General features: G+C 69.5%; 20 protein-coding genes. 9 read left to right on the top strand and 11 right to left on the bottom strand.

Annotated features, from left to right (window positions below; all coding sequences use genetic code 11):
* Position 1 precedes the first annotated feature (1 nt).
* The 4 genes from QRY02_RS41940 to QRY02_RS41925 all read left to right on the top strand — a co-directional run bounded on the left by QRY02_RS41940 (position 2) and on the right by QRY02_RS41925 (position 4,003).
* On the top strand, positions 2-415 hold the full coding sequence (locus tag QRY02_RS41940; protein WP_086839710.1) for a succinate dehydrogenase hydrophobic membrane anchor subunit: 414 nt from the start codon (positions 2-4) through the stop codon (positions 413-415).
* 19 nt (positions 416-434) lie between these two features.
* The gene (gene sdhA / locus QRY02_RS41935; protein WP_285988234.1) at positions 435-2,189 is read left to right on the top strand and encodes a succinate dehydrogenase flavoprotein subunit; all 1,755 of its coding nucleotides are present in this window, start codon (positions 435-437) and stop codon (positions 2,187-2,189) included.
* Positions 2,189-2,959 (top strand): succinate dehydrogenase iron-sulfur subunit, encoded by a 771-nt coding sequence (locus QRY02_RS41930; protein WP_285988233.1) that lies wholly within the window; start codon positions 2,189-2,191, stop codon positions 2,957-2,959. Before sdhA ends, QRY02_RS41930 begins: the two co-directional genes overlap by 1 nt.
* Before the next feature lie 129 nt (positions 2,960-3,088).
* Positions 3,089-4,003: a hypothetical protein gene (locus QRY02_RS41925; protein WP_285988232.1), complete on the top strand. Its 915-nt coding sequence runs from the start codon at positions 3,089-3,091 to the stop codon at positions 4,001-4,003.
* A gap of 283 nt (positions 4,004-4,286) precedes the next feature.
* Here QRY02_RS41925 and QRY02_RS41920 read toward each other — a convergent pair whose 3' ends face one another.
* On the bottom strand, positions 4,287-5,684 hold the full coding sequence (locus tag QRY02_RS41920; protein ID WP_285988231.1) for a S8 family peptidase: 1,398 nt from the start codon (positions 5,682-5,684) through the stop codon (positions 4,287-4,289).
* Between the two features lie 71 nt (positions 5,685-5,755).
* Positions 5,756-5,995, bottom strand: coding sequence for an SCO4848 family membrane protein (locus QRY02_RS41915; protein WP_285988230.1), 240 nt, complete (start codon positions 5,993-5,995; stop codon positions 5,756-5,758).
* Positions 5,996-6,038: 43 nt separating this feature from the next.
* Between QRY02_RS41915 and QRY02_RS41910 the strand changes: the two genes are divergently transcribed.
* The gene (locus QRY02_RS41910; protein ID WP_285988229.1) at positions 6,039-7,283 is read left to right on the top strand and encodes a D-alanyl-D-alanine carboxypeptidase family protein; all 1,245 of its coding nucleotides are present in this window, start codon (positions 6,039-6,041) and stop codon (positions 7,281-7,283) included.
* Here QRY02_RS41910 and QRY02_RS41905 read toward each other — a convergent pair.
* The 7 genes from QRY02_RS41905 to QRY02_RS41875 all read right to left on the bottom strand — a co-directional run bounded on the left by QRY02_RS41905 (position 7,280) and on the right by QRY02_RS41875 (position 13,108).
* Positions 7,280-7,717, bottom strand: coding sequence for a winged helix-turn-helix transcriptional regulator (locus QRY02_RS41905; RefSeq protein WP_285988228.1), 438 nt, complete (start codon positions 7,715-7,717; stop codon positions 7,280-7,282). The genes QRY02_RS41910 and QRY02_RS41905 overlap by 4 nt on opposite strands.
* Positions 7,714-8,823: an acyl-CoA dehydrogenase family protein gene (locus QRY02_RS41900; protein WP_285988227.1), complete on the bottom strand. Its 1,110-nt coding sequence runs from the start codon at positions 8,821-8,823 to the stop codon at positions 7,714-7,716. The genes QRY02_RS41905 and QRY02_RS41900 overlap by 4 nt, the downstream gene beginning before the upstream one ends.
* Positions 8,824-8,880: 57 nt before the next feature.
* On the bottom strand, positions 8,881-9,891 hold the full coding sequence (yhjD, locus tag QRY02_RS41895) for an inner membrane protein YhjD (RefSeq protein WP_285988226.1): 1,011 nt from the start codon (positions 9,889-9,891) through the stop codon (positions 8,881-8,883).
* A 121-nt stretch (positions 9,892-10,012) separates the two neighbouring features.
* Positions 10,013-10,513, bottom strand: a complete 501-nt coding sequence (locus QRY02_RS41890) for an ATP-binding protein (RefSeq protein ID WP_285988225.1) — start codon at positions 10,511-10,513, stop codon at positions 10,013-10,015.
* A complete protein-coding gene (trpS, locus tag QRY02_RS41885; protein ID WP_285988224.1) occupies positions 10,510-11,541 on the bottom strand; it encodes a tryptophan--tRNA ligase in 1,032 nt (343 codons plus the stop codon). The genes QRY02_RS41890 and trpS overlap by 4 nt, the downstream gene beginning before the upstream one ends.
* Positions 11,542-11,587: 46 nt before the next feature.
* A complete protein-coding gene (locus tag QRY02_RS41880; protein ID WP_285988223.1) occupies positions 11,588-11,965 on the bottom strand; it encodes a hypothetical protein in 378 nt (125 codons plus the stop codon).
* 318 nt (positions 11,966-12,283) lie between these two features.
* Positions 12,284-13,108 carry an exodeoxyribonuclease III gene (locus tag QRY02_RS41875; RefSeq protein WP_285988222.1) on the bottom strand — a complete coding sequence of 275 codons (825 nt, stop codon included), beginning with the start codon at positions 13,106-13,108 and terminating at the stop codon, positions 12,284-12,286.
* Between the two features lie 103 nt (positions 13,109-13,211).
* Between QRY02_RS41875 and QRY02_RS41870 the strand changes: the two genes are divergently transcribed.
* The 3 genes from QRY02_RS41870 (at position 13,212) to QRY02_RS41860 (ending at position 16,063) form a co-directional block, all read left to right on the top strand.
* A complete protein-coding gene (locus QRY02_RS41870) occupies positions 13,212-13,970 on the top strand; it encodes an MBL fold metallo-hydrolase (RefSeq protein ID WP_285988221.1) in 759 nt (252 codons plus the stop codon).
* A gap of 883 nt (positions 13,971-14,853) precedes the next feature.
* A complete protein-coding gene (locus QRY02_RS41865; RefSeq protein WP_285988220.1) occupies positions 14,854-15,435 on the top strand; it encodes a TetR/AcrR family transcriptional regulator in 582 nt (193 codons plus the stop codon).
* A gap of 79 nt (positions 15,436-15,514) precedes the next feature.
* The gene (locus QRY02_RS41860) at positions 15,515-16,063 is read left to right on the top strand and encodes a permease (protein ID WP_285988219.1); all 549 of its coding nucleotides are present in this window, start codon (positions 15,515-15,517) and stop codon (positions 16,061-16,063) included.
* Between the two features lie 4 nt (positions 16,064-16,067).
* Here the strand turns inward: QRY02_RS41860 and QRY02_RS41855 are convergent, their stop codons facing one another.
* A complete protein-coding gene (locus QRY02_RS41855) occupies positions 16,068-16,364 on the bottom strand; it encodes an SH3 domain-containing protein (protein ID WP_285988218.1) in 297 nt (98 codons plus the stop codon).
* A 184-nt stretch (positions 16,365-16,548) separates the two neighbouring features.
* Positions 16,549-17,772, bottom strand: coding sequence for an NADP-dependent isocitrate dehydrogenase (locus QRY02_RS41850; RefSeq protein WP_013222746.1), 1,224 nt, complete (start codon positions 17,770-17,772; stop codon positions 16,549-16,551).
* Positions 17,773-18,016: 244 nt separating this feature from the next.
* Here QRY02_RS41850 and QRY02_RS41845 point away from each other — a divergent pair, with 244 nt between their 5' ends.
* Complete coding sequence (locus QRY02_RS41845; RefSeq protein WP_285988217.1) at positions 18,017-18,538, top strand: hypothetical protein; 522 nt, start codon at positions 18,017-18,019, stop codon at positions 18,536-18,538.
* Positions 18,539-18,544 lie beyond the last annotated feature (6 nt).

Genomic DNA, 18,544 nt, shown 5'->3' with positions numbered 1-18,544 from the left:
CATGGCCGACCTCGCGCTCGCCAACCCCCGCGCCCCGAAGCGCCCGGCCGCGCGCCGGAGCAACTTCGAGCTCTACAGCTGGCTGTTCATGCGGATCTCCGGGCTGGCGCTGGTCATCCTGGTGCTCGGCCACCTGCTGATCATGAACATCCTCGACGGCGGTGTGCACCGGATCAACTGGGGCTTCGTGGCCGGCCGCTGGGCCTCGCCGTTCTGGCAGTTCTGGGACCTGGCCATGCTCTGGCTCGCCGAGATCCACGGCGGCAACGGCCTGCGCACGATCATCGACGACTACGCGCGCAAGGACAGCACGCGGTTCTGGCTGAAGATCCTGCTCTACGTCTCGATGGTGCTGATCCTGGCCGTCGGCACGATGGTGATCTTCACCTTCGACCCGAACATGCCCGCGAACTGAAGCCACGGAGACTTTTTCGATGCAGTTCCACAAGTACGACGTGGTGATCGTCGGCGCCGGCGGCGCCGGGATGCGCGCGGCCATCGAGTCCGGCCAGCGCGCCCGCACCGCGGTCCTCACCAAGCTCTACCCGACCCGGTCCCACACCGGCGCGGCCCAGGGCGGCATGTGCGCCGCGCTGGCGAACGTCGAAGAGGACAACTGGGAGTGGCACACCTTCGACACGATCAAGGGCGGCGACTACCTGGTCGACCAGGACGCCGCCGAGATCATGGCGAAGGAGGCCATCGACGCCGTCCTCGACCTCGAGAAGATGGGCCTGCCGTTCAACCGCACGCCCGAAGGCAAGATCGACCAGCGCCGCTTCGGCGGGCACACGCGTGACCACGGCAAGGCCGCGGTGCGCCGCGCCTGCTACGCCGCGGACCGCACCGGGCACATGATCCTGCAGACGCTGTACCAGAACTGCGTCAAGTACGGCACGGAGTTCTTCAACGAGTTCTACGTGCTCGACCTCGTCACCACCCCGGACGAGAACGGCAACCCGATCGCCTCCGGCGTCGTCGCCTACGAGCTGGCCACTGGCGAGCTGCACGTCTTCCAGGCGAAGTCGATCGTGTTCGCCACCGGCGGCGCGGGCAAGATCTTCAAGACGACGTCGAACGCGCACACCCTCACCGGTGACGGCCTCGGCATCATCTTCCGCAAGGGCCTCCCCCTGGAGGACATGGAGTTCTTCCAGTTCCACCCGACCGGCCTCGCGGGCCTGGGCATCCTCATTTCCGAAGCCGTCCGCGGCGAGGGCGGGATCCTGCGCAACGCCTCCGGCGAGCGGTTCATGGAGCGCTACGCCCCCACCATCAAGGACCTCGCGCCCCGCGACATCGTGGCGCGCTCGATGGTGCAGGAAGTGCTGCAGGGCCGCGGGTGCGGCCCGAACAAGGACTACGTCGTCCTGGACGTCACGCACATCCCCGAGGAGACGCTGAACGCGAAGCTCCCGGACATCATGGAGTTCTCCCGGACCTACCTGGGCGTCGACCCGGTGAAGGAGCCGGTGCCGGTCTTCCCGACCTGCCACTACGTGATGGGCGGCATCCCGACCAACATCCACGGCGAAGCGTTGCGGGACAACGAGAACGTCATCCCCGGCCTGTACGCCGCGGGCGAGGTCGCGTGCGTGTCGGTGCACGGTTCGAACCGGCTCGGCACGAACTCGCTGCTCGACATCAACGTGTTCGGCCGCCGCGCCGGCATCGCGGCCGCGGAGTACGCGCTGGCGCACGAGCACGTCGAGCTGCCGGAGAACCCGACCGCGCTGGTCGAGGAGCAGCTTTCGGGTCTGCTGTCGGAGCACGGCGACGAGCGCGTCGCCGACATCCGCAAGGAAATGCAGCAGACGATGGACTCGCACGCTTCGGTGTACCGGACCGAGGACACGCTGAAGCAGGCACTGACCGACGTCCAGGCGCTCAAGGAGCGGTACCAGCGGATCACCGTGTCGGACAAGGGCAAGCGGTACAACACCGACCTGCTCGAGGCCGTCGAGCTCGGCTTCCTGCTGGAGCTGGCCGAGGTCCTGATCGTGGGCGCGCTGGCGCGCAAGGAGTCCCGCGGCGGCCACGCCCGCGAGGACTACCCGACCCGCGACGACACGAACTTCATGCGGCACACCATGGCCTACAAGCAGGGCTCGGGTCTGTCGTCCGACATCCGGCTGGACTACAAGCCGGTCACCTTCACCCGCTACGAGCCGATGGAGCGGAAGTACTGATGACTGCGGCAACCACTGAAGACGCTCCGGCCGCTTCGGACGAACACACCCCGATCACGGTCACGCTGAAGATCCTCCGGTTCAACCCCGAGGTCGACAACGAGCCGCACTGGGAGTCCTACGACGTCCCGGCCCAGCGCACCGACCGGCTGCTGAACCTGCTGTTCTACGTCAAGGACTACATCGACGGGACGTTCTCGTTCCGCCGGTCCTGCGCGCACGGCGTGTGCGGGTCCGACGCGATGCAGATCAACGGCATCAACCGCCTGGCGTGCAAGGTCCTCATGAAGGACCTGCTGGAGTCCGGCGGCAAGAAGACCACGATCACGATCGCCCCGATCAAGGGCCTGACGACGTTGAAGGACCTCTACGTCGACATGGACCCGTTCTTCGAGGCGTACCGCGCGATCAAGCCGTACCTGATCACCTACGGGAACGAGCCGACGCGCGAGCGCATCCAGTCCCAGGCGGACCGTGACCGCTTCGACGACACCACGAAGTGCATCCTGTGCGCGTGCTGCACGTCGTCGTGCCCGGTGTACTGGAACGACGGCTCGTACTTCGGCCCGGCGGCGATCGTCAACGCCCACCGGTTCATCTTCGACTCCCGCGACGAGGGGGCCGAGGAGCGCCTGGACATCCTGAACGACGGCGAGGGCGTCTGGCGCTGCCGCACGACGTTCAACTGCACGGACGCCTGCCCGCGCGGGATCCAGGTGACCAAGGCGATCCAGGAAGTGAAGCGCGCCCTGCTGTTCAAGCGCGTCTGAGTTTCTCTCACCACCCGAAGGCCCTCCGGCGACTTCCGCCGGAGGGCCTTTCGCCATTCTTTTGTCCTGGGCAACGGTGTGGGGCTCGGCTAGCCTGAAGGGTCGACACCGATCACAGGATGCGAGCGTATGGGTGCTGGTTCGGATCTTCGCCGCATTGTTTCCCGCAGACTGGCCCCCCTCGTCGCAGACCTCGAAGAACACGTCTTCCGCTACGGCTATTTCCGCACCCTGACCGGGACACTCGCGTCACTCGGCACCGTCGGCCTCCTCGGCCAGGTCCTCGGGCTCACCTGGCTGCGGATCACGTTCGCCACCGCGGCCGCCGGCCTCTTCGTGTTGGTGAGCGCGCTTTCCTTCGCGGGCACCCAGCGGCTGCGCGGCAAGCTCAAGCACATCGAAGAGCTCCTGCACACCTACGCCGACCACATGCATTCGACCTCGCCGTTGTCGGTGCGGGAATGGCGGCAGGAAGTGACCGTCGAAGAAAACGGCGACGCGCACTGCCGCCGCGACCTGGTGCTCGACGCGGCCGCCAACGGCACCTTGCGGTACGTCTCGGTCAACCTCGTCTACTACGGCACCACCCGCCTGACGAACCGCGACCGGCGCAAGGTCCGGTGCCACGCCTACCACGCGGGCGAGGACGACGTCGACCAGCGGACCCGGGCCGACGGCACGTCGGTCTGGACGTTCACCGCGGACGGAAAGCCGAAGCTGGACATCTACATCCACCTGGGCACGGTGGTCCAGGCCGGCGACCTCATCACCGTCGAATGGGACTGGCCGGGCTATTCGGCCGACCTGATGAACGGCACCGCCCCGGAAAGTTTCGACGTGCTGTTCAACAAGGAAATCGGCAAGTTCGAGCACCGGGTCGTCTTCCGGAACGTCCGGTCCCCCGCCGCCTTCAAGGTGCGCAACCAGAACGCCCAGAACCTGCGACGACACCGGGTCGGTCAGGACATCGTGGTCGAGTTCTCGGCGGAGGCCCCGGAAAGGGAAACCCGGATGGGCTTCATCGCCGACTACTCGCAGAGCTGAGCTGACGAAAAAACGCCCGGACCCCCAACGGCGGTCCGGGCGGAGGTGGCTGATCGTGCGATCAGTTGCCACCCGTCTCGGAGCCGCCTGACATGGAGATCCATTCCCGAGCCACGGAGATCCGTGGCTCTGTGCTTGGGGCCTGTTGGTCCGGTCAGGCTACACCGGCGCATGGCCCGCGTCTTCTTCTGTACACCCGGTCAAGTGAACGCTCCGGAACGTTGCTCCGACACGGTGAAAGGCCTCCCCGTTCACCGAACGGGGAGGCCTTTTCCCATGACTCCTAACGCACCGCGTCCAAGGCGTCGACCAGGCCGTGGCCGTAGTACGAATTGTTCTTCGCCGGGCCCGTGCACTCGGTCTCCGTGGCCGCGCACTTCACCACGTCGGCTTCGCCCTCCAGGAACTTGGCCAGCAGCTGCGGCGGGATCCCGCGGAACCGGGACGCGATCAGCGCCGCCACGCCCGCCGCGTGCGGGGAGGCCATCGACGTGCCGCACTTCGAGCCGTACTGGCCGCCGACCACCGTCGACAGCGGGCACGACGGGCCCGCGCCGTCCGGCGGGGTCTGGCCGAAGTCGCCGCCGGGTGCCGTCACGTCGATCTCGCCGTAGTTGCTGAACGACGACTTCGTGCCCGCGTAGCCGACCGACGACACCTTCACGACGCCGTCGATCGCCTTCGGGAGGATGCCGCACGTCGAATCCACCGGGTGCGGGCGGTTGGGGTCCGTCGTCTGCTTGGTCGTGTCGAAGCCGGAGTTGCCCGCCGCCGCCACGTTCAGCACGCCGCGGTGCGTCGAGAACTCCACCGCCCGGCGGACCGCTTCGAACGCCGCCGCGTCGCCCGGCTGCTTCGGGCAGTAGAACATCCCCGGGTCGATGTAGTAGCTGTTGTTCGTCACCGCGAACCCGTGCTCGGCCGCCCAGACGAACCCGCAGACCGCCGACTCCGGGAAGATGTAGCCGGCGTCGTTGACGACCTTCACCGAGGCCAGCCGCACGCCCGGCGCGACGCCGGTGAAGCCCGTCGCCTTGTCCTTGCCGGCGATCGTGCCCGCCACGTGCGTGCCGTGGTCCGACGTCGTGGGCGCCCAGGACGCCGGGGAAAGGTCCGGCGCGCCCGTCACGCAGCCCGCCGAGGAGCGAGCGTCGACGGCCGCCTTCAGCGCCGGGTGGGTCGCCTCGATGCCCGAGTCGAGCACGCCGACCGTCACCGCGCGGCTGCCCTGGTAGATCTTGTTCGCTTCGGGCGCGTGGATCGCCTTCATGTCCCACTGCTGCGCGGACAGGTCACCCGCGGCGGCGACGGACCGCGTGTCCTCCAGGGTCCGCACCGCACCCAGCGAGCGGGCCGAGGCCGCGGCGCCCTGGGAAGCCACGTCCTTGCCGCCGGAGTACGCCCGGTAGACGCCGATCTTCTGCTGGAAGTCCGCGTCGCGCGAGCTGGCGATGGCCACGCCGATCGGGGCGTAGTAGGCGACCTTCGTGCCGCACTTGGCGGCCAGCTCCTTGTCGACGGCCGACGCGCGGGTGCCCGGCTGGTACGTCACGACGTAGGTGTACGGCGTGCTCGTCGTGTCGCAGGCGACCGGCGCGGCCTCCGCGGCCGGGGCCGCCGCGAACAGGCCGCTCCCGACGGCCAGCACGAGCGGGGCCGCCATTCGACGTAAACGGGACATTCCACCTCCAGGTTCGGTGGCGCCAACCTAAACCGGGCTGCCGGGCCGCGCCACCGACCAAGGAGGGGGATTCAGGCGTCGACGCGCGAACCGGCCCGCACGCCGCGCCAGCCGAGCACGCCGATGATCGTGCCGAGCACGAACGACACGACCGTCAGCACGGCGTGCACCACGAAGTACGCCGTGGGCGAGCCGTCGGGGGTCCAGGCCCGGTCGCTGTCCCACAGGTTCTTGGCGAAGGTGATCCAGATGATCCACGACCACACACCGAAGGCCAGCAGGAACAGCGAGGTGCCGCGTGACATGCGCATGCCCCTGAGTATGCGACGCGGGCCGCGGCGCTAGATTGCGTGGGTGCACTCTGTTGTCTCCCGGTCGCTCAAGGTCTTCACGACGACGCTCGCCGCCGCCCTCCTGGCCCTGAGCACCCCGGCGCTGGTGGCCGCCGCGCCGCAGCAGGGCCAGTGCGCGAACCGCCAGGCTCCCCCGCCGCCGGTCGACACGTCGGAGAAGCCCGCGCCGGGCAAGCAGGTCCCGGCACCGCTGGCCGTGCCCGCGGTCCCGGTCGGCGGCAACCGGATGGCCGAGTGCGGCCTGGTCACCCCGGACGGCGCGCTCAACCCGCCGGACGGCAACACCGCGGCGTCGTGGCTGGTGCAGGACCTCGACACCGGCGCGGTCGTCGCGGCGAAGGACCCGCACGCCCGGCAGCGGCCCGCGTCGCTGATCAAGACGCTGCTCGCGCTGGTCGTCGTCACCCAGCTGGACCCGCAGCAGCCGATCGTCGCGACGAAGGAGGACGCGGAGCAGGAGTGCACCTGCGTCGGCCTCGTCGCCGGCGGCCAGTACACCGTCGACCAGCTGCTGCACGGCCTGCTGATGCACTCGGGCAACGACGTCGCACACGCGTTCGCGACGGCGCTCGGCGGGGCCGACTCCGCGGTGGCGAAGATGAACGCGCTGGCCGCGAAGATCGGCGCGCTCGACACGCGCGCCGCGACGCCGTCGGGCCTGGACGGGCCGGGCATGTCGACCTCGGCCTACGACCTCAGCCTCATCTTCAACTACGCGATGAAGCAGCCGGAATTCGCGAAGGTCGTCGCGACGAAGAACTTCGAGTTCCCGCCGGCCGGCGGGAAGCCGGCCATCCCGATCTTCAACGACAACAAGCTGCTCGGCGTCTACCCCGGTTTCCTCGGCGGCAAGACCGGCTTCACCGACGACGCGCGCCACACCTACGTCGGCGCGGCGCAGCGCAAGGGCAAGCGCCTCGCGGTCGTCATGCTGCGCGCGGAGCAGAAGCCGACCAAGGTGGTCGACCAAGCGGCGAAGCTGCTCGACTACGGCTTCGCGCTGGAGGACGACCGCGCCGTGCCGGTCGGCCAGATCACCTACCAGCCGCCCGCCACGACTACGGCGGACGGCGACCCCTCAGTGCTCGCCGACGGCGGCACCGGCCACGGCGGCACGTCGGCGGCCGCCCCCGCGGCGAAGGAAGACCCGTTCGGCGTCACCGGCTGGATCATCACGCTGGTGGTGTTCCTGATCATCCTCGGCGGGTTCGTGGTCGGGCACCAGCGCAAGAGGGCCGCGAGCTAGCGGAAACCGGGCCCCGGCTCCGGGGTGACCCGGTCGGTGGTGATCGCGCCACCGCAGTGCCCGCAGGCCACGAACGTCCCGGCGATTTCGCCGCAGTCGTTGTGCCGCAGGAGAATCGGCGGTCCCTCCGGTCCGGCGAGGTGCTTGTCGCCCCACTGCATGAGCGTGACGACGGCGCCGAAGAGGTCCCGCCCGGCGGAGGTCAGCACGTACTCCGGCACGGGGCCGACGCGCTCGAGCACACCGGCGTCGACGAGGGTCTTCAGCCGCGCGGACAACGTCGGGCGCGGGATGGACAGGTTGCGCGCGAACTCGCCGTAGCGGCGCACGCCGAAGAAGGTCTCGCGCAGGATGAGCAGGCTCCACCGCTCGCCGACCAGGTCGAGCGCGCGGCCGACCGAGTCCGCCGTGAACCGGTGGCCGAGGCCGGTCACAGCTGTTCCGTCCGGGCCGGGACGCCCAGCAGCAGTTTGCCGGAAAGTTCGTAGCTGGCCGGGTTGACCTGGAAGTGCGCGGTCGCGGTGTGCGCGTCGCGGAACCGGCGCTGCAACGGCGAAGTCTCGTAGATCGCCGCGCCGCCGCCGAGGTCGTACATGCCGGCGGCGACCTTCGCGGCCGTGCGCGTCACGTGCGTCGCGGCCAGCCGGAGGCCGAGCTTGAGGGCGTCCGGCACCGGTTCGGCGCCCTGCGCGGCCTGCCAGGCGTCGTCGATGCTGCTGTAGAACAGAAGCCGTGCCGCGCGCAGGGCCGCCTCGGCCTCCGCGACGGCGGCCTGGGTCGCCGGCCGCTCGGCCAGCGACCGGCTGGAACCGAGCGGTTTGCGCGTCGAGGCGAGCTCGACGAGGTCGTCGATCGCGCCGCGCGCGTTGCCCAGCGCGGCGGCCGCGACCGACAGCGCGAAGAAGCCGAAGAGCGGAAACCTGTGCAGCGCAACGGCTTCCGGCGGCGGACCGGCCATCACCGAGAAGACGCGGTGGTCCGGGACGAACAGTTCACTTGCGACGCAGTCGTGGCTGCCGGTCCCGCGCAGGCCGTTGGTGTGCCACGTGTCGAGCACTTCGATCTCGGCCTTCGGCAACGCGGCGACGTAGAGCGCTTTCTCGTGGACGAACCCGGCGAAGAGCCAGTCCGCGTGCGGGATGCCGCTGCAGAACGCCCACCGGCCGTTCACGACGTACCCGCCGTCGACCTTCCGGCCGGTCCCGCGCGGTGCCCAGACCCCGGCGGCGACCGTGCGCGGGTCCCCGAAGACTTCCTCGGCGCACTTCCGCGGGGCGTAGGCCGAGAGCAGGCTGCTCGTGACGGCGATCGAGACGCACCAGCCGGCCGAGGCGTCCCCGCGCGCGACCGTCTCGGCGGTTGCGAGGCTGACGGCGGGAGGGGCTTCGGGGCCACCGAGGTGGCCGGGGACGCCGGTGCGGAACAGCTGGGCGTCGGTCAGCTTCGCGACCACCTCGGGCGGCAAGGCACGCTGCCGTTCGGTGACGGGTGCGAGGGTCTTGGCGAGGTCGGCACACTCGCGGGCGGCGTCCAGCAGCACGAAACCCTCCGGTTCAGATTTCTTACCGGTTCAGTTTCTTTACTGGCCGGCCGGCTGTCAAGACTTGCGGCGGCCACCCAGCCACGCCAGCAGCGCACCGGCACCGAAGGCACCAGCGACGGTGCCGAGACCCGGTCCGCGCTGCACGGTGACGCTCTGCTCGAGCCGCACCGGCGGCGGGGGTGCGACGACCTTGCGCTCGTTCTCCTTCGCCGTGGCCGTCCACGCCGTGATGAGCAGCAGGAAGCGTGAGACGAGGTTCGCGAACACGAGCAGGCCGATGACCGGCCCGAACAGCGCGGCCGACGGCGACTTCGTGACGCTGGCCAGGTAGAGCGAGCCGACCTGCTGCAGGATGACGAACCCGACGGCGGCGACCACGGCCCCCTTGACGGCACTGCGCAGCGCGACCTGCTCCCGGGGCAGGCGGGCGATGACCCAGATGAAGACGAGGGTGTTCGCGATCAGTCCGAGCACGATGGTCGCCCCGCGGAGCAGGACGATCGCCCAGGTGGCGTGCTCGAGCCCGACGAGTTCGAGCAGGAACTGCCCGACCCCGCCGCCGACCGCGGTCAGCGCGAAGGAAACGACGAGCGCGACCCCGAGCCCGATCAGCGCGACGAAGTCCTTGAGCGTCTGCTTGACGAACGGCTGCGGCTGCTTTTCCTGGCCCCACTGCGCGGTGAGCGCGTCCCGCAGGTTCGACATCCAGCCGATGCCGGAGTAGAGGGCGATGAGCAGACCGAAGATCCCGATCCCGCCACCGGAGTCGAGCGCACCCTTGACGATGCCGTTGACCAGGTCCTTGAGGCCTTCCGGCACCGAGTTGTTGATGCCGTCGGTGATCTTCGTGATGATCGTCTGGTCGTGGTTGACGACCAGCCCGACCACGGCGAAGGCCACCATGAACAGCGGGAAGACGGACAGCACGCTGAAGTAGGTGATGGCCGCGGCGTAGTGGTTGCCGTACCGCTCGGTGAAGGCGTCGTTGGCCCGGATGAGGTGATCGAGCCACGGGTACTTCCGCCGCAACCGCGGCAGGAGCTTTTCCTTCTCTTCGTTCGCCACCGTGAAACGCTAACCACGCTTGGTGAACCCCGCAACGCGAGCGGTGTGCACGGGGGAGGTCGGCTTCCTTGCGCGTGGTCCGCTAGTCGTTGCCCGCGCTGCCGAGCCGCGGCGGGGCAGCTCAGGCCAGGGCAGCCACCAAGGCGGGGTAGGCGTCCGCCGCGGTGAGCACTGGCGTCCCGCGGCTCGCGGCGAAGGCGGCGACCGCGTCGTACGCCTGATCCAGCTCCGGCTCGGTCAGCGCAGCCGCGGCCTCGACCTCCGACGAACCACGGGCGGCGAACCGGCGCCGGGCCACCTCGCGCCCCGGCAGCAACACGACCTCGTGGAAGCTCGCCCCGCATTCGCTCGCCAACGCTTCGAGGCGTTCGGGAAAGCCCGCGCGAGCCACCAATTGCGGCACCACCACATCGTGCCCGGCGCCGAGGTGAGTGCGCGCCGCCGCCAGTGCGATGTCCCGCGCCAGGAGACCGGCTTCGCCCGGGGACGCGCGCCAGCCGCCGAGCATGGCGCGGATGCGGTCCACGTCCAACGCCAGTGCCGGTGGGTGGCTGTCGGCGTAGCGCCGGGCGAGCGTCGACTTGCCGCTGCCCGGCGGACCGTTCAGCAGGATCAGCTTCACCGCACCGGCGGCAGGAACCCGATCCGCTGGTAGGTCTTCGCGAGCGTCTTCGACGCCACCTCGCGGGCGCGTTCGGCACCCGCGGCGAGGACCTTGTCCAGCTCCGCCACATCGTCCAAATAGGACTTCGCACGGTCCTGGACGGGGGTCACCCACTCGATGAACACCTCGCCGAGGTCCTTCTTCAGGTCGCCGTAGCCCTTGCCCTCGTACGCCGCTTCGAGGTCCGGGATCGTGCGGTCGGTCAGGGCCGAGTAGATCGTCAGCAGGTTCGAGACGCCCGCCTTGTTCTCGGTGTCGAACCGGACCTCGCGGCCCGTGTCGGTGACCGCCGAGCGGATCTTCTTCGCCGAGCGCTTCGGGTCTTCGAGCAGCTCGATGATCCCGTTGACGTTCGACGCCGACTTGCTCATCTTGGCCGTCGGTTCCTGCAGGTCGTAGATCTTCGCGGTGTCCTTGATGATGTACGGCTCCGGCACCACGAACGTCTTGCCCAGCCGGTTGTTGAAGCGCTGCGCGAGGTCGCGCGTCAGCTCCAGGTGCTGGCGCTGGTCCTCGCCGACCGGGACCGCGTCCGCCCGGTACAGCAGGATGTCCGCCGCCTGCAGGACCGGGTAGGTGAACAGGCCGACGCTGGAGCGGTCCGAGCCCTGCTTCGCCGACTTGTCCTTGAACTGCGTCATCCGGCCGGCCTCACCGAAGCCGGTCTGGCACTCCAGCACCCAGCTCAGCTGGGCGTGCTCCGGGACGTGGCTCTGCACGAACAGGGCACTGCGCTGCGGGTCGATGCCGATGGCGAGCAGCTGGGCGGCCGAGACGCGGGTGCGCTGCCGCAGCACCTTCGGGTCCTGCTCGACGGTGATCGCGTGCAGGTCGACCACGCTGTAGAACGTCTCGTGCGTGTCCTGCAGCCGCACCCACTGGCGCAGCGCGCCGAGGTAGTTGCCGAGGTGGAACGAGTCGGCGGTGGGCTGGATCCCGGACAGGACCCGCGGGCGGCGCTCTGCGACGGTCTGCTCTTCGGACACGCCAGGATTCTTCCAGGCCGGGACGAGTGCCGGGCGCCGAGGGCCCTCAGGCGTTCGGGCGCTGGGTCAAGAACGGGCGAGTCGGCGTCATGTCGGGCTCGCCGAGGACGGCTTCGGCCATCGCCGTGACCGGGTCGGGAACTTCCGGCACGGCCGGCGCGGCCTCGGCCAGGCGGGTCTTGCGGCGCTGGCGCAGCACACCCAGCGTCATGCCGATGATGCCGAGCGCGACGGCAACCAGTCCGACGGGGCCGAGCACGCCGAAGCTCGCGGCGTTGGTGTCGGCCTGCGCTGTCGCCGTGACGGCGGCGAACGCGCTGCCGCCGCCGGCCAGGAGCAGGCCGGCCGGGACGAGCGCGACCACCACGGCCGCGCGGAAACCGCGCAGGGTGGGCCGCAACAGGGTTCGACCTGGGTTGCGCACCGGAGTGCCTCCCGCGACTAACGCTCACCCATCCGAGTGAGACGTTGCGTGCTACTGGTCAGAAAACTACCGAGCGTGTCAAGACCTGCCGGTTCTGATCAACTCGAAAGCGAGGGTAGCGCTCTACCATTGATACGCTCCGAGCGCCCCCGGGGTTCACTTCGACCACTCAGCCGGGTGACCTCGCTACTACCCGCAGTAGATCGTGCTCGGAGTGTGCCTGATCGGCGTCACCCGTTCTCCGCAGTCTCCGGCATGGACCCTCGATGTGGACGCGTCGCCCCGATCGGGAGGACTGTTCACCGGACCGTGAGTGGTCTACACCTCGCGGGGAAAGTCGATGTCGTAGGTCGCGGTGACCGGCGCGTGGTCGGACCAGCGCTGGTCGTAGGCGGCTGCCCGTTCGACCACGACGTCGACGACCTTCTCGGCGAGCCCGGGCGTCGCGAGCTGGCAGTCGATGCGCCAGCCGGAGTCGTTGTCGAAGGCCTGGCCGCGGTAGGACCACCAGGTGTACGGGCCGGGGCCGTCGGGGTCGAGCCGGCGCTGGACGTCGGTGTAACCGGCCTCGGTGTAGACGCGGCCGAGCCAGGCGCGTTCTTCGGGCAGGAAGCCGGAGTTCTTGCGGTTGCCGCGCCAGTTCTTGAGGTCGACGGTGTCGTAGGCGATGTTCCAGTCCCCGACGACGACGGCTTCGCGCCCGGCCGCGGCGGCCTTCGCCCGCAGTTCGGCGAGGTAGGGCAGGAACGCGGCCATGAAGCGTTCCTTTTCGTCCTGCCGTTCGGTGCCGACGTCCCCGCTGGGCAGGTAGAGGCTCGCGACGACGACGTTCGGCAGGTGCACCTCGAGGTACCGCCCGCTGTCTTCGAATTCAGGCTCGCCGAAGCCGATCCGGACCTCTTCGGGCTCGACACGGCTGTAGACGGCAACGCCATTGCGCCCCTTGGCGGCCGAAGGCGCGTGCACGGAGAACCACCCGTCGGGGTCGACAACGGCGGCGGGCAGCTGACTGGCTTCGGCCCGCACCTCCTGGCAGGCGACAACGTCGGCCTTTGTGGCGGCGAGCCACTCGACGAAGCCCTTCTTGGCGGCGGCGCGAAGGCCGTTGACGTTCACGGTGGAGACGGTCAGCACGCCGTGCACGCTACCGGCCGGGATGCCGCGGCCTCAGGCCCGGGCGCGGCGGCGTTGGCGGAGCCGGAAAACCGGTGCGGTGCGCCGGGCTCGCTCTGCCAGACTGCCGCGCATGGGTGAAGCGGCGAGCCGGTTGACCGTGCTGGGCAGTTGCGGCGCGTGGCCGGAGCCCGGCCGCGCCTGCGCCGGATTCCTGCTCGTGCACAACGGCTTCCGCGTGGTCCTCGACCTCGGGTACGGCGCCGCGCCACGCCTGTTCACGCACTGCCGCGACGGGTTGCCCGACGCGGTCGTCGTGACGCACGAACACCCCGACCACTGCGCGGACGTGAGCGCGCTCGGGCGGGCGTGGCACTACACCGTCCAGGCCGGCGCGCCCGCGGCTCGGCTGCCGCTGCACTGCACGCCCGGCACGGTCCGCCGGCTCGAGGCGATGGAGCCCCGGCCGCACCCGGACACGCTGTTCGAGGTGCACGACCTCGCCGAGCAGCGCGATATCGGGCCGTTCCGCATGACGCCGTACCCGCTGCCGCACCACCAGCCGAACTTCGGCGTGCGCCTCACGGCACCCGGGCTGACGGTGGCGTACACCGGCGACACGGGACCATCGCCCCTGCTGGCCGACCTCGGCCGCGACGCCGACCTGTTCATCTGCGACGCCACCCTCCGCACCCCACCACCGGAGGGAGAGCCCCGCTACTTGATGACGGCGGCCGAGGCGGGCCAATGGGCCCAGAGCGCCAACGCCCGCCGGCTCCTGCTCACCCACTTCTGGCCGGGCACCGACCGGACCGCGGCCGCAGAGGAGGCCCGCGCGGGGTTCGGCGGCGAGGTGCTGGTCGCGGAAGAGGACTTCACGATCGAGCTCTGACGGCGGGTGGAGCGCAGACCCTGGCCGGCTGCCCGCCCCGACCCGGTCCCGCGCGCCGCTACAGACACTCGGGACAGGCTCCGCAGCAGCACTCCGCTCGACCGGCCGAGCCCAGTCCCGCGCGCCGCTACCAACGCTCGGGACGGGCTCCGCAACGCAGCACCTCGCTCGATCACCCCGGTCCCGCCCGCTTGCTGCTACCGACACTCGGAACGGATCCGCAGCACAGCACCCCGCTCGATCGGCAGCCTTGGGCCCCGCCCACGCCCAGGACCGACACTCGATACGGGCTCCGCAGCCCGGCCCCCTGCTCGGCCGACCGAGCCCAGTCCCGCCCGCACGCCGCTACAGACGCTGGGGACAGGCTCCGCAGCAGCACCCCGATCGACCGGCCGAGGTCCAGCCCCGCGCGCCGCTACCGACACTCAGGAAGGCTCCGCCCAGCGCCCACCGCACGGCCGACCCGCAGGCTGGGATGGCCCTTCCCCGGCCATCCACACCCCGCACGCCCGCGCACCAGACCACCCGAGCACAGCCGCCGAGCAGAGCCGCCGCTGAACCGTCCCCCGGTTCAACCCGGCCCCGCGCTCCGACCCCCGTCCAAGCGCGGTCCCAGGCTCAATCCTCGACAAACCGCCATGCCCGCCCGACCGAGCCCATCCAGCCCGCGAGACTCCCCCTGGAGACCCCGCGGACACTTCAGCCCAGGCCGCGATTCAGTTGTCGCCCGCCCCCGGACGTGCCCTCCTCTCCGGCGGCCAAGCCGCCGACCTGCGCTTTCGGACCTGATCAGTTCTAGCACCCACCACCGACAAAAACGGCCCCTTGACGCCACAAGCTACTTCTATTAGCTTTAAAGCTATGACTAGTAGCCACCAGAACGATGTCCCCTAGAGTCGGACTGACCACCGAAGCCGTGGTCGACCTGGCCCTGGCCCTCATCGACGAATCCGGCCCGGAAGCGCTGAGCCTGGCCAAGATCGCCGAACGCGCCGGGGTCGCCGCGCCCTCGCTCTACAAGCACGTCAAGAACCTCGCCGATCTCCGGCGGCTGATCGACCTGAAAGTCGTCCGGGAAATGGCCGACATCCTGCGCGCCGCCGCCACCGGGCGCGAGGGCGGAGACGCCGTCGCCGCCCTCGCCGACGCCTACCGCCACTACCTGCAAGCCCACCCGCACCGCAGCCACGCGCTCGTCACCGCTCCGGACGAAACCGACACCGAACTCAGCAGGGCCACCCATGCCGTCGCGGAAGTCGTCTTCGCGGTGCTGAGGCCGTTCGGCTTCGACCACGCCCAGGCCGTGCACGGGACCCGCTGCCTCCGCGCCGCCGTGCAGGGCTTCGCCGGGCTCGAAGCCTCCGGCGGGTTCGGCCGCCCGGAAGACGTCGACAAGAGCTTCGAAGTCCTCAAAACCATGCTCGTCCAAGGCCTCACGATCTACGCACGGAAAGCAGACCGATGACCTTCATCCTCGCCGTACTGCTCTTCACCGTCGGGCTCGGCGTGCTCGACGCCCGCTTCCCCTGGACGGAGGCCCGCAGATGATCGCCGGGCACTTCGGGCTGGCCGCCGCCGTCAAAGCGGGCCGGCCCGCCATCCCCGTCTGGACGCTCATGCTCGCCACCGCCTGGCTCGACGTCGTCTTCGTGCCGCTCTACCTGAGCGGTGTCGAAACGATCGACGGCGAGGGCTACGGCGGCGGCGTCATCCACGCCGACTACACGCACTCCCTCGTCGGCGCGCTCGTGCTCGCCGCGATCTTCGGCGCGGTCGCCGCCCACTGGCTCGGCCGGCAAGCCGGGCTCGTCCTCGGCGGCGTCGTGTTCTCGCACTGGCTGCTCGACCTCGTCGTGCACCGCGCCGACCTGCCGATCCTGCCCGGCAACGCCGGCGACCTGCCCGTCTTCGGCTTCGGGCTCTGGCGGCTGCCCGCCGTCTCGGCCGTCGTCGAACTGCTGATGCTCGCGATCGGTATCGGCCTTTACTGGCGCGCCGCCGCGAAACGCGATCCGAAACGGGCGAGGACGCTCGGGCTGTCGGCCGCGGCCTTCGGCGTCGTCACGCTCGCGGCCGATCTGATCGGTCTCTGAAGACTCAGCAGGCGGAGCCGGCGACGGGCTGGGTGAACTCGGCCGCCACCCACTTGTCGTCGGCCACCTTGCGGAAGCCGTTCTGCACGCCCGGCATCGCGTCGAACTGGGCGTCACGCAGGTACTTGCCGACGATCTTCGCGTTGCCGTCGGCCGTCTCGCGGGCGTTCAGGACGTCCGCGGTCACCGTCACCTTGCAGCCGGTGGCCGACGCCCCCGACGCCTGCTTGCCCGTGTTCATGGCGTAGACGATGACGACCAGGACGAGCGCGCCCAAGATGAGCAGAGTCTTCTTCGACATGCCTTCCTCCAACTCGCGAGCCCGTCCCCACGCCAAGGGTAGGCAATCCTTTACCCGGACGGCAGCGCCGGACGTCGCAACCACCCGGAGGCGCCAGCGGCGCCCGCGCGAGGTGACAACGCGTGATCAACCGGAAAAAGCCCCTTCCCGGCGAACCGGGAAGGGGCTTTTCGAAGCAAAAAACTCAGCCCTGGGCGATCTTCTTCGCCAGGTTGTCGTCCAGCGTCGCGAGGAACTCCTCGGTCGTCTGCCACGGCTGGTCCTTGCTGATGAGCAGCGCGAGGTCCTTCGTCATCTGACCGCTCTCGACGGTCTCGACGACGACCTGCTCCAGCGTGTTCGCGAAGCCGATCAGCTCCTGGTTGCCGTCCAGCTTGCCGCGGTGCTCGAGGCCGCGGGTCCAGGCGTAGATCGACGCGATCGGGTTGGTCGACGTCGGCTTGCCCTGCTGGTGCTGGCGGTAGTGCCGGGTGACCGTGCCGTGCGCGGCCTCGGCCTCGACGGTCCGGCCGTCCGGCGTGCGCAGCACCGACGTCATCAGGCCCAGCGAGCCGAAGCCCTGCGCGACCGTGTCGGACTGGACGTCACCGTCGTAGTTCTTGCACGCCCAGACGTAGCCGCCCTCCCACTTCATCGCCGCGGCGACCATGTCGTCGATCAGGCGGTGCTCGTAGGAGATGCCCTTGGCGTCGAAGTCGGCCTTGAACTCGTTCTGGAAGATCTCCTCGAACACGTCCTTGAACTGGCCGTCGTAGGCCTTGAGGATGGTGTTCTTGGTGGAGAGGTAGACCGGCAGGCCGCGGTCCAAGCCGTACTGCAGGGACGCGCGCGCGAAGTCCTCGATCGACTTCTTGAAGTTGTACATCCCCATGGCGACGCCGCCGCCCTCGGGGAACTGCGCGACCTGGAACTCCATCGGCTCGGAGCCGTCGTCCGGGGTGTAGCTGATGGTCAGCTTGCCCGGGCCGGGGACCTTGAAGTTGGTCGCCTTGTACTGGTCACCGTGGGCGTGGCGGCCGATGATGATCGGCTTCGTCCACGTCGGCACCAGCCGCGGGATGTTCTGGATGACGATCGGCTCGCGGAAGATCACGCCGCCGAGGATGTTGCGGATCGTCCCGTTCGGGGACAGCCACATCTTCTTGAGGCCGAACTCTTCGACGCGTGCCTCGTCCGGGGTGATCGTGGCGCACTTGACGCCCACGCCGTGCTTCTTGATCGCGTTCGCGGAGTCGACCGTGACCTGGTCGTCGGTGCGGTCCCGCTCCTCGATACCCAGGTCGTAGTAGTCCAGGTTCACGTCCAGGTACGGGTGGATCAGCTTGTCCTTGATGAACTGCCAGATGATGCGGGTCATCTCATCGCCGTCGAGTTCGACGACGGTGCCCTGGACCTTGATCTTGGCCATGAGCAGCGGTGCTCCTTCCGCGGATCTTCGCGTTCTTCGATACGTCTCGCCGGTAGCGGTACAAGCGTACTGCTTGACGCACCTGGATGGTTCAAGTAGTGGTCGGCATCAAGTCTCCACCCGCGCTTTGTGGCCCGGATCACCGGGCGGGAACCCGATCCGACCGCTCGCCGAGCGACCGTAGGTGTTCGGCGGTGAACCAGGGCACGATGCCACCCGTGATTCGATGCGAGAGGTGACGCCCATGTCGACCCATCGGTACGCCGGCTACGAAGTCGACTACGAGAACGACTACGAGGAGCAGGATGAACCCGCCGACGTGCTCGACGAGCGGCCCCGCCGCGGCGCCGCGCACGTCGTCAGCGCACTCGGCGGGCTCGTGTTGACGCCGGTCGCCCTGGGCCTGCTGAGCTGGGGCGGGCTGCGCCAGCAGCAGCTGATCCAGGCCACGCTGAGCACCAACCGCGACCCGCTGGGCATCGCGCTGCTGGCCGGCGGCGCGATCCTGCTGCTGGTCGTCGCCGCGCTCGGCGCCCTGTCGGCGGTCGGCCCGATCCTCGGCGGCCTGATCTACGGCGTGCTGCCCGGCGTCGCCGCGATGGCCGTACCCGAATGGGGGTTCCGGCTGGTCAACCTGATGCCGAAGAGCGACATCGCGTACGGCGTCATGGACTTCCTCTTCATCGGCGGCCTGCTCGGCGTGGGCTTCCTGCTGGTCGGCAGCGGACTGGCCAACGCACTGGTCCGGCGGCGGCGCGAAGCCTGACGCACG

Origin of the sequence: Amycolatopsis sp. DG1A-15b (assembly GCF_030285645.1) — a bacterium.
In the GTDB taxonomy this organism is placed as follows: Bacteria; Actinomycetota; Actinomycetes; order Mycobacteriales; family Pseudonocardiaceae; genus Amycolatopsis.
Note: the sequence above shows the minus strand (reverse complement) of the source record. Positions and strands in the feature narration are given on the sequence as shown.

What these genes read in the sequence shown, in the direction of transcription:
- QRY02_RS41940 (WP_086839710.1), top strand. Translation starts at nt 2, where the DNA reads ATGGCCGACCTCGCGCTCGCCAACCCCCGCGCCCCGAAGCGCCCGGCC.
- sdhA (WP_285988234.1), top strand. Translation starts at nt 435, where the DNA reads ATGCAGTTCCACAAGTACGACGTGGTGATCGTCGGCGCCGGCGGCGCC.
- QRY02_RS41930 (WP_285988233.1), top strand. Translation starts at nt 2,189, where the DNA reads ATGACTGCGGCAACCACTGAAGACGCTCCGGCCGCTTCGGACGAACAC.
- QRY02_RS41925 (WP_285988232.1), top strand. Translation starts at nt 3,089, where the DNA reads ATGGGTGCTGGTTCGGATCTTCGCCGCATTGTTTCCCGCAGACTGGCC.
- QRY02_RS41920 (WP_285988231.1), bottom strand. Translation starts at nt 5,684, where the DNA reads ATGTCCCGTTTACGTCGAATGGCGGCCCCGCTCGTGCTGGCCGTCGGG.
- QRY02_RS41915 (WP_285988230.1), bottom strand. Translation starts at nt 5,995, where the DNA reads ATGCGCATGTCACGCGGCACCTCGCTGTTCCTGCTGGCCTTCGGTGTG.
- QRY02_RS41870 (WP_285988221.1), top strand. Translation starts at nt 13,212, where the DNA reads ATGGGTGAAGCGGCGAGCCGGTTGACCGTGCTGGGCAGTTGCGGCGCG.
- QRY02_RS41865 (WP_285988220.1), top strand. Translation starts at nt 14,854, where the DNA reads ATGTCCCCTAGAGTCGGACTGACCACCGAAGCCGTGGTCGACCTGGCC.
- QRY02_RS41860 (WP_285988219.1), top strand. Translation starts at nt 15,515, where the DNA reads ATGATCGCCGGGCACTTCGGGCTGGCCGCCGCCGTCAAAGCGGGCCGG.
- QRY02_RS41855 (WP_285988218.1), bottom strand. Translation starts at nt 16,364, where the DNA reads ATGTCGAAGAAGACTCTGCTCATCTTGGGCGCGCTCGTCCTGGTCGTC.
- QRY02_RS41850 (WP_013222746.1), bottom strand. Translation starts at nt 17,772, where the DNA reads ATGGCCAAGATCAAGGTCCAGGGCACCGTCGTCGAACTCGACGGCGAT.
- QRY02_RS41845 (WP_285988217.1), top strand. Translation starts at nt 18,017, where the DNA reads ATGTCGACCCATCGGTACGCCGGCTACGAAGTCGACTACGAGAACGAC.